Raw genomic sequence first — 9,373 nt, forward strand, 5'->3', positions numbered from 1 at the left:
CCGCCTCCGGCCCGCGTCACGCTCACGCAGACATCCTGGCAGGCCGGACCGACAATCGCGGAACGCGGATCACACGGGGTCGACCGGGCGGCGGCCGAGCATGTCGATGGCGTTGAGCACGCGGTTGCCGGCGATGACCTTGGTGAAGCTGACCTTCTCCGCCGCCGCCGTCAGTGCCGCGACGGTGCCCAGGAGGGCGTACCGGCCGGGCCTGCCGAGCTGGGTGACGGCGGCGAGGCCGAGCAGGGCGCCCAGGGCGTTGGCGCCGGCGTCGCCGAGCATCGCGCGCTCGCCGAGGTCTTCGGGCAGCAGCGCGGCGGCGGCGCCCAGCGGGACGGCGGCCAGCGCGGCCGTGGCGGGCGAGCCGCGCAGCAGCGTGGCGGCCAGCAGCGGCCCGCCGGTCAGCAGGCCGACCTTGATGGCGCGGCCGGGGCGCAGGTCGAAGAGGTTGGCGAGGTTGGCGGTGCCGGCGATGGTGACGCCGTTGGCCAGGGTGTCGAGGGGGCCCTCGGAGACGAGGGCGGCGGCGGCCAGGCCGCTGGCGCCGATGCCGAGGATCTTGACGGCGCCGCTGGTGACCTCGCCGCGGGCCAGCGCGCTCAGGTGCCCCTTGAAGCCCTTGGAGGAGGTGGTGCCGTAGAGGTCGTCGTAGGCGCCGACCGTGGCGCTGCCGGCGCCGGCGAGCAGCGCGGCCGCGCGGACCCGCGGGGTCAGGCCGGGCGTGAGCGCGGCGGCGGCGCTCGCGCCGGCCGCGAACGCGGGGCCTTCGAGCAGGGTGATGGGCTCGCCGCGGTGGTTCTTGCGCGTCCAGCGGCCGCTCAGGTCGGCGGGCCGGTCGCGGGTGAACGCCGTGTAGGCGGCGCGGGCGGCCACGGCGCCGATCGCGGCTCCGGCGATGGCGTAGAGCAGGCCACGGGCCCGGCTGGCAGGCATGTCAGCTCCCTGACGTGGTGGTGGGTGACGGGGTCGCGGACGTCATCACGGGGATGGGGGCCGAGGCTCCCTTGCCGATGCCGTACTGGCCGGCCCGCCCGGACATCTGCTCCCGCAGAGAGTAGACGATCGCGACGCGCCCCACCGGCATGTCGGCGGTATCCACCGTGGAGACGCGCTTGGAGACCTCGCCCTCGTCGCGTACGGCGCTGATCGCGTCGCCGGGCGGGGCGGCGGAGTCGGCGGTGCCGGCCAGCACCGTGCCCTGGCTGCCGACGTCGAGCCCGTCGGCGACGGAGACGATGGCGCCCGCCTGCGTCTCGGCGTTCTCCCCTTCGTACGCCTTCTCCGGCGCGAACACGACCGCCAGCGTGGCCCGCTTGACGGGGTCGCCCTCGGTGCTCAGCAGCCCGCCCGCCTCGAACGTGCTGATGACGTCGGCGGTGGCGGGGTTGGGCGTGCCGCCCTGGGCCTGGTCGGTGGTGACGAAGGTGGCGGCGAGCAGCGCGGCGGCTCTGTCCCAGCTGGTGGCGGTGGCGGGGAAGACCATGTTGACCGGTTTGAGTTGGTTGACCAGGCCGTCGAGCACGCCCTTGTTCTTGGGTCGAAGAACTTCTCGCTCAGCGCGACCCGGCCGGAGATCTCCGCGCCCGCCTGGTCGAGCACCTGCTCCGACGCCTCGCGTACGGCGTTGCTGGAGCCCGGCGTCTCCACCAGCAGCACCCGCTGGCCGGTCAGGTCGCCGGACACCAGGTCGCCGGTGGCGGAGATGATGAACTGGTCGTTGCCCGCCTCGCGCCCGCGCAGCGAGTCGATCTGCGCGCGCAGCTCGTCGTTGGACGCGGTGAGCCCGGCCGTCACCTCCTCGATGGACTTGACCGCCGGCCCCTGCAGCAGCGTGGTGCCCAGCACGATCCCCACCGCGAGGGCCAGGAAGATCGCGACGATGGAGACGAGGTGGTAGCGAAAATCGATCACGAGAAGAGTCCGACCAGCCAGAAGATGAATGCGTTCCAGAGGTCTTGCAGGCCGTTGAGCCAGGTGCGGCCGAGGGGCGAGAGGCCGAGCGCGACCCCCATGGTGATCAGCGCCGTGATCACGAGCAGGAGCAGTTGGGAGGTGGTGATGCGGCTGCGGTAGAGCCTGCTGACGCCCTTGGCGTCGATGAGCTTGCTGCCGATGATCAGCCGGGTGAGGAAGGTGCTGGCCATGCCGGAGCGGCCCTTGTCGAGGAACTCCTCCAGGGTGCCGTGCGTGCCGACCGCGACGATCAGCTCCGCGCCCTTGTCGTCGGCCAGCAGCATCGCGATGTCTTCGCTGGTGCCGGTGGCGGGGAAGATGACGGCCTCGCGGCCGAGCTGGTGCACCCGCTCCAGGCCGGGCGCCCTGCCGTCGCGGTAGGCGTGCACGACGAGCTCGGCGCCGCAGGTGAGGGCCTTGGTGGAGACGGAGTCGAAGTCGCCGACGATCACGTCGGGCAGGTAGCCGGCCTCCAGCAGCGCGTCGGCCCCGCCGTCGACGCCGACGAGGACGGGCCGGTATTCGCGGATGTAGGGCCGCAGCGTGGCGATGTCTTCCTTGTAGTGGTATCCGCGCACCACGATGAGGACGTGTCTGCCCTCCATGGGGGTGCGGATCTCAGGCACGCCGACTCCGTCGATGAGAAGCTTGCCCTCACCGCGAACGTACTCCATCGTGTTGACGGCGAACGCCTCGATCTGCACGGCCAGACCGGCGCGCGCCTCGGCCATGGCCGCCTCGACGGTCTCCATGGTCTGCGGCTCGCCCTTGCCGACCACGTCGTCGTCGAGGTAGACGACCCCGTCGCAGACGCGGACGACGTCGCCGTCCTTGACGCGCTCGAACAGCTCCTGGTTGGCGTTGTCGATGAACGGCACGCCGTTGTCGAGCAGGATCTGCGGCCCCAGGTTGGGGTAACGGCCGCTGATGCCGCTGGCGACGTTCACCACGGCCGCGGCGCCGCACGCGACGAGCGCCTCCGCGCTGACCCGGTCGACGTCTACGTGGTCGATGATCGCTATTTCTCCGGGCTGGAGGCGTTTGGTGAGCCTCTTCGTACGCCGGTCGATCCTCGCCACTGCCGTTACACCGGGAAGGCCCTCGACCTTCCTGCCGCGGAGGCCCGGCATTCTGCTTCCCGGAACCTTCATCAAGACCATCCTGCCAGAGCGAAACAGCGCGGAGGCCACGCATAGCGCGGCGTGTCCGCTATGTCACCCAGGATCACCTGTCGGCGGCGGCGAGCCCCAGGAGTTCTTCGGCGTGCGCCCGGCCCAGCTCGGAGTCCTCCAGACCGGCCAGCATCCGGGACAGCTCGCGGACGCGGCCCTCGTGGTCGAGCGCCGTGACGCCGCTGCGCACCACGCTGCCGTCGCTCGCCTTCTCCACCACCAGGTGCTGGTCGGCGAAGGCCGCCACCTGCGGCAGATGTGTGACGACAATCACCTGCGCGGTGCGGGCCAGCCTGGCCAGCCGGCGCCCGATCTCGACCGCCGCCTTGCCCCCGACCCCGGCGTCGACCTCGTCGAACACGAACGTCGGCACCGGATCGGCCCCGGCGAAGACCACCTCGATCGCGAGCATGACCCGGCTCAGCTCGCCGCCGGAGGCGCCCTTGTTGAGCGGCAGCGGCGGCGCGGCGGGGTGGGCCGCCATGCGCAGCTCGACCTCGTCGCGCCCCTCGGGGCCGAACTCCTCGGTCTGGGTGAGCTGCACCACGACCCTGGCGTGCGGCATGGCCAGCGCCGTCAGCTCCTCGGTCACCGCCTGGCCGAACCGCTCGGCGGCGGCCTGGCGGACGTTGGTGAGCTCGGCGGCCAGCTCGGTCAGGCGGGCGGTCAGCTCGTCGTACTCGCGGGTCAGCTCGTCGATGCGCTCGTCGTCGCCCTCCAGCTCGGCCAGCCGGGCGGCGGCCTGCTGCGCCCACGACAGCACGCCCGCGCTGTCCTCGGCGTACTTCCTGATCAGGCTGGACAGCACCGACCTGCGCTCCTGCACGGCGGCCAGCCGGGCGGGATCGGCCTCGACGGACTCCGCGTAGGCCGCCAGGTCGGTGGCCACGTCGGAGATCAGGTATCCGGCCTCGGCCAGCCGGTCGGCCATCTGGGCGAGCTGGGGGTCGAAGTCGCGCACCGCCTCGACGGCCGCCCGCGCCTCGCCCAGGAGCGAGATCACGTCGTGCGGGCCGCCCGCGGCCTCCATCGGGTCGCCGAGCAGCGCCGTGTGCGCGGTCGTGGCCGCGCTGCGCAGCGCGTCGGCGTGCGAGAGCCGCTCCTCCTCGCCGCGCAGCTCGTCGTCCTCGCCGGGCTTGGGGTCGACCTTCTCGACCTCCTCCAGCCCGAACCGCAGCAGGTCGGCCTCCTGCGCCCGCTCCCTGGCCCTGGTGGTCAGCTCTTCGAGCTGCGCGGCCACCTTCTTGTGCCGTTTGTACGCCTGCGAGTACGCCCGCAGCGGTTTGACCAGGTCGTTGCCGGCATACCGGTCGAGCGCGGCCCGCTGCCTGGCCGGCTGCAGCAGCCGCTGCTGGTCCATCTGCCCGTGGACGGCCACCAGGTCGTCGGCGAGGTAGGTGAGCGTGCCCACGGGCACCGTGCGCCCGCCCAGCCACGCCCGGGACCTGCCCTCGGCCGAGACCGTGCGGGAGATGATCAGCTCGCCGTCCTCGGCCTCGCCGCCGATGTCCTCGACCTGCTGGGCCACGCGCCCGCCCGGCTCGATGATCAGCGTGCCCTCCACGCTCGCCCGCTCGGCCCCGGGCCGCACGCGCGAGGGATCGGCCCGGCCGCCGAACAGCAGCCCGAGCCCGGTCACGACCATCGTCTTGCCCGCACCCGTCTCGCCGGTGACCACGTTGAAGCCGGGCGAAAGCTCGAGGACGGCCTCGTCGATGACGCCGAGCCCCTGGATGCGGACCTCCTCGACCCTTGGTCGCACTGCCCACTCCCGTTCACTGCCGTGTCTGACGCCGCTGCCTGCGACGGGCCGCTCTCACGCGGCCTGTCGTCGCCCACGTGATCCTACGCGCTCCGCCCTCCATTCACTCAGGGTCGCGCCCTTCCGCGCCAGCCCTGGACGGGAAGCTCGAACTTGGCCACCAACCTGTCGGTGAAGGGCGCGCCGGTGCTCTCCACACCGTGCAGGCGCGCCAGGCGGACGGGCTCGGCGCCCCTGCGGACCTCCACCCGGGTTCCGGACGGGAGTTCGAATCTACGCCTTCCATCACACCACAGAACGCCGCCGGGTGTGTCCGGCAGGATCTCGACGGCCAGGGTGGAGCGGGGCGAGACGACCAGCGGCTTGGCGAACAGCGCGTGCGCGCTGATGGGCACCATGAGCAGCGCCTCGACCTCGGGCCAGACGACCGGGCCGCCGGCGGAGAACGCGTAGGCGGTGGAGCCGGTGGGAGTGGCGCAGATCACGCCGTCGCAGCCCCACCTGGACAGCGGCCTGCCGTCGATCTCGGCGACCACCTCCAGCATGCGCTCCTGCTTCTCGACGGTGGCCTCGTTCAGCGCCCAGGTGTCGGCCAGGACCCGGCCGTTCTGCCGGGCGAGAACATCGACCGTCATGCGTTCCTCGACGTCGTAGCGGCCGGCCACGACGCTGTCGACCGCCGCCGCCAGGTCGGCGACCTCGGCCTCGGCCAGGAACCCGACGTGCCCCAGGTTGACGCCCAGCAGCGGCGTGCCCGCTGGCCTGGCCATCTCGGCGGCGCGCAGCAGCGAGCCGTCGCCGCCGAGCACGATCATGACCTCGGCGTCCTTGGCGGCGCTCGGGTCGGCGGGCACCGCGTCGGCCTTCTCGCAGCCGATCTCGGCGCACTCCGTGTCGAGCACCCGGACGGTGATGCCGGCGTCGACCAGCCGGTTGATGACCAGCCGGGCACTGTCGACGGCGGCGCCGCGCCCGGTGTGCACGGCGACCAGCACGGTGCGATTCATTGCGGCCCTTCCGCGACGGCACGCTGGATCTCGGCGTCGAGGTCGGCGACCTGCGGCGCGCCCTCCCCCTTGCCCAGCCAGAGCAGATATTCCACATTTCCCGACGGCCCGGGCAGCGGGCTGGCGGTCACCCCGCGCACGCTCAGCCCCAGCTCCAGCGCCTTCGCCGCGGCGTCACGCACCGAGCGGGCGCGCAGCTCCGGATCGCGGACGACGCCGCCCGCCCCGACCAGGTCCTTGCCCACCTCGAACTGCGGCTTCACCAGCATCACGAAGTCGGCCCGCGGCGCGGCCACCTCCGCCAGCGCGGGCAGCACCAGCCGCAGCGAGATGAACGACAGGTCTCCGACGATCAGCGTGGGCGGCTCGCCGACCATCTCGGGCGTCAGGTCGCGCACGTTGACGCGCTCCATGACGGTCACCCGCTCGTCGTTGCGCAACGACCAGGCGAGCTGCCCGTAACCCACGTCCACGGCCAGCACGTGGCCGGCGCCGCGGCGCAGCAGCACGTCCGTGAACCCGCCCGTGGACGCGCCCGCGTCGAGGCAGCGGCGGCCCGCCACCTCCAGCCCGCCGAACGCGTCGAGCGCGCCGAGCAGCTTGTGCGCGCCGCGCGAGACGTAGTCGGGGCCGTCGTCGGAGGCGGCCACGACGATCGCGGAGGCGGTGTCGACCTGCGTGGCCGGCTTGCGCGCCCGCTGACCGCCGACGCTCACCCGGCCGGCCTCGATGAGCTGCGCGGCCTGCTCGCGCGAGCGCGCCATGCCACGGCGTACGAGCTCGCTGTCGAGACGGATCCTGCGGCTCACCGGCGGCCCACGGCCCCGTCGGGAGCGCCCTCGCGGACCGGCTCCTCCACCGCGGCCAGCACGCCCTCCAGCCCGGAGAACGCCTCGTCGAAGACCGCGACGTGCTCGCTCACGGGCAGCTCGCCCAGCCGGGCGAGGCCGGCCACGATGGCGTCGACCCGCTCGTCACCGGTCTCCTGCGGCACCACACTCATGACTCGACCGTAACGCCTCCCGCGAGCACCCGGGACCTTGGCAGGCGTGTCACGCGTTGAAGCTCATACGGGGGTGCTACTGATGTGGAACGCTACCGTCCGCAAAAGGAAAGAAAGGATGCGCATCATGGCAAGCGTCGAGGAGTGCCGGGCGGCACTGGCCAAGCTCGTCGCGCAGTTCGACGAGATCGACGAGGCCGACCGTGCCAAGCACGTGGTCGAGCGTACGGTCAGCTGCCGGGTCTCCGACCTCGACGTGACCTTCTACGGCCGGCTGCACCACGGGGGGCTGGACCCGTTCACGGAGCAGCCGCCGGCGGACGGCAAGGCCGCCGACGTCAAGCTCACGATCGTGAGCGACGACCTGGTCGCGCTGGTCGACGGGGAGCTGGACCTGGCACGAGCACTGCTCGGGGGGCGGGTGAAGATCGACGCGAGCTTCGGCGACCTGCTGCGCCTGCGCAGACTCATCTGAACGCCCGGCCGCTCGCCGACAACCGGGCGGCCGGCCGCTCCTCCACGCGCGCACCGGCGCGGCCCTGACGCGTGCAGGCAGGCGCTCACATCGCCTTGACGCATGCAGGCACGCCCCCGCAGCGCCCTGACGCGTGCAGGCACGCCCCCGCAGCGTCCCGACGCGTGCACGCACACTCCCACATCGCCCTGACGCGTGCAGGCACGCGCCCCCGCGTCGTTCTGACCAGCTCAGGCAGACGCCAGAGCCATCCACCCCGAGCAGGCGGATGCCCGCACGCCCAACCGCCCACCTCTCACGCGACTTATCCCGACTTATCCCGATATGAAGCGACTTACCCCACCCGCTCCAGCACCGGCTTGACCGCGTCCTCCTCCACCCGTCCCTCACCGGCCGCCGCCCAGGCGGCGGCGCAGGCGGCGCGCAGCCCGTCGATCCGGCTGCCCTCACCGTCGAGCCGCAGCACCCCGTCCCGCCACTCGGCCCGCCATCCACCGCAGGCACCGTCGCGCACCTCCGGATAGGGCTGGAGCAACGCCCCAAGGTCCTCCCCCACGTACGTGGGCCGGTGCCGGGGTTCCGCTGTCAGCACATCCGCCGCCGTCGCCACCCCGGTCAGCACCAGCAGGCTCTCCACCCTCGCGTTCGAGGCGCCCTCGATGTCGGTGTCGAGCCGATCCCCCACGACCAGCGGCCGCCGAGCCCCCGTGCGAATCATGGACTCCCGGTGCAACGGCGGATCCGGCTTACCCGCATAGATCGGCTCGACCCCGGTGGCATGCGCGATCACCCGCACCATGGCCCCGTTCCCCGGCAGCTCACCCCGCCCGGTCGGCATCGTGCTGTCGGCGTTGGACGCCACGAACAGCGCCCCCTGCCGCACCGCCAGCGCCCCTTCCGACAGCAGCCCGTACGACAGCCCCGGCGCGATCCCCTGCACCACGGCGACGGGCGACTCGGCGGCGGTGGAGACCGGGCGCAGCCCCTGGCGGCGTACCGCCATCCGCAGCCCGGACCCGCCGACCACGAGCACCTTCGAGCCCGGCGGCACCCGCTCCGCGATCAACCGGGCGGCGGCCTGCGCCGAGGTCACCACGTCCTCGGCGGTGGCGGGCGCGCCCAGCTCGCGCAGGTGAGCGGCGATGGCCGCCGGCGTCCGGGAGGCGTTGTTGGTGACGTACGCCAGCCGCACACCGTGCCGCCGCGCCTCCTCCAGCGCCTCCGGCGCCCCTGGCACGGCGTGGCTGCCGAGGTAGACCACGCCGTCGAGGTCGAGCAGCAGGGTGTCATAGCCGTCGATCAGCACAACGCCTCTTCCCGTTTGACTCTCACGTTGCGTGAGACTTTAGCGTCGCCCTCGTACCCACCCAGAGAAGGGACGACCATGCCAGAGAACCTCACCCTCACCCCCGAGACCCGCACCGAGCCCTCCGGCGACTTCGACCCCGACGCGCACGCGGCGGAGGCGGAGCAGCGCTGGGGCGGCACGGACCCGTGGGCCGAGGCGAAGCGCCGCACGTCCTCCTACACCAAGGAGGACTGGAAGCGCTTCAAGGCGGAGGCGGCCGACATCACCGCCCGCCTGGCGGACGCACTCCGCTCCGGCGCCCCCTCCGACGGCGACCTGGCCATGGACCTGGCGGAGGAGCACCGGGCGCACATCTCCCGCTGGTTCTACGAGTGCACGTACAAGATCCACCGCGGCCTCGGCGAGACGTACGTCACCGACCCCCGCTTCACCGCCTCCTTCGAGGCGACCGCGCCGGGCCTGGCGGCCTACCTCAAATCCGCCATCGCCGCCAACGCCGCACGCCACAACGCCTGACTCCCTTCAAGCCCGGCGACCCTGCCCGCTCCGGGGTCGCCCAGCTCGGGGACTCACGAACAAGGACTCCCCCACGCCTCTCGAAACCCACAGAAAAAGAGAACCGGACGAAAGGGCGAGGAAACTCCGAGCGAAAGCCACCATCACCCCCAGCCCAAAAGCGCTTACATTTCCCT

The 9,373-nt window shown here is 72.5% G+C and carries 9 protein-coding genes and 1 pseudogene; 2 read left to right on the forward strand and 8 right to left on the reverse strand.

Annotated features, from left to right (window positions below):
- Positions 1–69: 69 nt before the first annotated feature.
- The 7 genes and pseudogenes from KIS93_RS20190 to KIS93_RS20220 form a co-directional block, all read right to left on the reverse strand.
- Entirely contained in the window at positions 70–933 is an 864-nt protein-coding gene (locus tag KIS93_RS20190) for a hypothetical protein (protein WP_080037049.1), read from the reverse strand.
- Between the two features lies 1 nt (position 934).
- A pseudogene (locus KIS93_RS69005) lies at positions 935–1,911 on the reverse strand (copper transporter).
- The gene (gene steA, locus KIS93_RS20200; protein WP_080037047.1) at positions 1,908–3,104 is read right to left on the reverse strand and encodes a putative cytokinetic ring protein SteA; all 1,197 of its coding nucleotides are present in this window, start codon (positions 3,102–3,104) and stop codon (positions 1,908–1,910) included. Before steA ends, KIS93_RS69005 begins: the two are co-directional and overlap by 4 nt.
- A 73-nt stretch (positions 3,105–3,177) precedes the next feature.
- On the reverse strand, positions 3,178–4,887 hold the full coding sequence (recN, locus tag KIS93_RS20205; protein WP_080037046.1) for a DNA repair protein RecN: 1,710 nt from the start codon (positions 4,885–4,887) through the stop codon (positions 3,178–3,180).
- A gap of 107 nt (positions 4,888–4,994) precedes the next feature.
- Positions 4,995–5,894 carry an NAD kinase gene (locus KIS93_RS20210; protein ID WP_080037045.1) on the reverse strand — a complete coding sequence of 300 codons (900 nt, stop codon included), beginning with the start codon at positions 5,892–5,894 and terminating at the stop codon, positions 4,995–4,997.
- Complete coding sequence (locus KIS93_RS20215; RefSeq protein WP_080037044.1) at positions 5,891–6,703, reverse strand: TlyA family RNA methyltransferase; 813 nt, start codon at positions 6,701–6,703, stop codon at positions 5,891–5,893. Before KIS93_RS20215 ends, KIS93_RS20210 begins: the two co-directional genes overlap by 4 nt.
- Positions 6,700–6,897: a hypothetical protein gene (locus tag KIS93_RS20220; RefSeq protein ID WP_155126576.1), complete on the reverse strand. Its 198-nt coding sequence runs from the start codon at positions 6,895–6,897 to the stop codon at positions 6,700–6,702. The genes KIS93_RS20215 and KIS93_RS20220 overlap by 4 nt, the downstream gene beginning before the upstream one ends.
- A gap of 127 nt (positions 6,898–7,024) precedes the next feature.
- On the opposite strand from KIS93_RS20220, the gene KIS93_RS20225 reads away from it, so the two are divergent.
- Positions 7,025–7,372, forward strand: coding sequence for an SCP2 sterol-binding domain-containing protein (locus KIS93_RS20225; RefSeq protein ID WP_168010619.1), 348 nt, complete (start codon positions 7,025–7,027; stop codon positions 7,370–7,372).
- A gap of 334 nt (positions 7,373–7,706) precedes the next feature.
- Here KIS93_RS20225 and KIS93_RS20230 read toward each other — a convergent pair whose 3' ends face one another.
- Positions 7,707–8,678, reverse strand: coding sequence for an HAD-IIA family hydrolase (locus tag KIS93_RS20230; protein ID WP_080037042.1), 972 nt, complete (start codon positions 8,676–8,678; stop codon positions 7,707–7,709).
- Positions 8,679–8,756: 78 nt separating this feature from the next.
- Between KIS93_RS20230 and KIS93_RS20235 the strand changes: the two genes are divergently transcribed.
- Complete coding sequence (locus tag KIS93_RS20235) at positions 8,757–9,197, forward strand: TipAS antibiotic-recognition domain-containing protein (protein WP_080037041.1); 441 nt, start codon at positions 8,757–8,759, stop codon at positions 9,195–9,197.
- Positions 9,198–9,373 lie beyond the last annotated feature (176 nt).

The organism is [Actinomadura] parvosata subsp. kistnae (genome assembly GCF_900323885.1).
In the GTDB taxonomy this organism is placed as follows: Bacteria; Actinomycetota; Actinomycetes; order Streptosporangiales; family Streptosporangiaceae; genus Nonomuraea; species Nonomuraea composti.

Excerpts from the sequence above, each read along its gene's own strand:
- KIS93_RS20210 (WP_080037045.1), bottom strand. The coding sequence starts at position 5,894 with ATGAATCGCACCGTGCTGGTCGCCGTGCACACCGGGCGCGGCGCCGCC.
- KIS93_RS20220 (WP_155126576.1), bottom strand. The coding sequence starts at position 6,897 with ATGAGTGTGGTGCCGCAGGAGACCGGTGACGAGCGGGTCGACGCCATC.
- KIS93_RS20235 (WP_080037041.1), top strand. The coding sequence starts at position 8,757 with ATGCCAGAGAACCTCACCCTCACCCCCGAGACCCGCACCGAGCCCTCC.
- KIS93_RS20225 (WP_168010619.1), top strand. The coding sequence starts at position 7,025 with ATGGCAAGCGTCGAGGAGTGCCGGGCGGCACTGGCCAAGCTCGTCGCG.
- steA (WP_080037047.1), bottom strand. The coding sequence starts at position 3,104 with ATGAAGGTTCCGGGAAGCAGAATGCCGGGCCTCCGCGGCAGGAAGGTC.
- KIS93_RS20190 (WP_080037049.1), bottom strand. The coding sequence starts at position 933 with ATGCCTGCCAGCCGGGCCCGTGGCCTGCTCTACGCCATCGCCGGAGCC.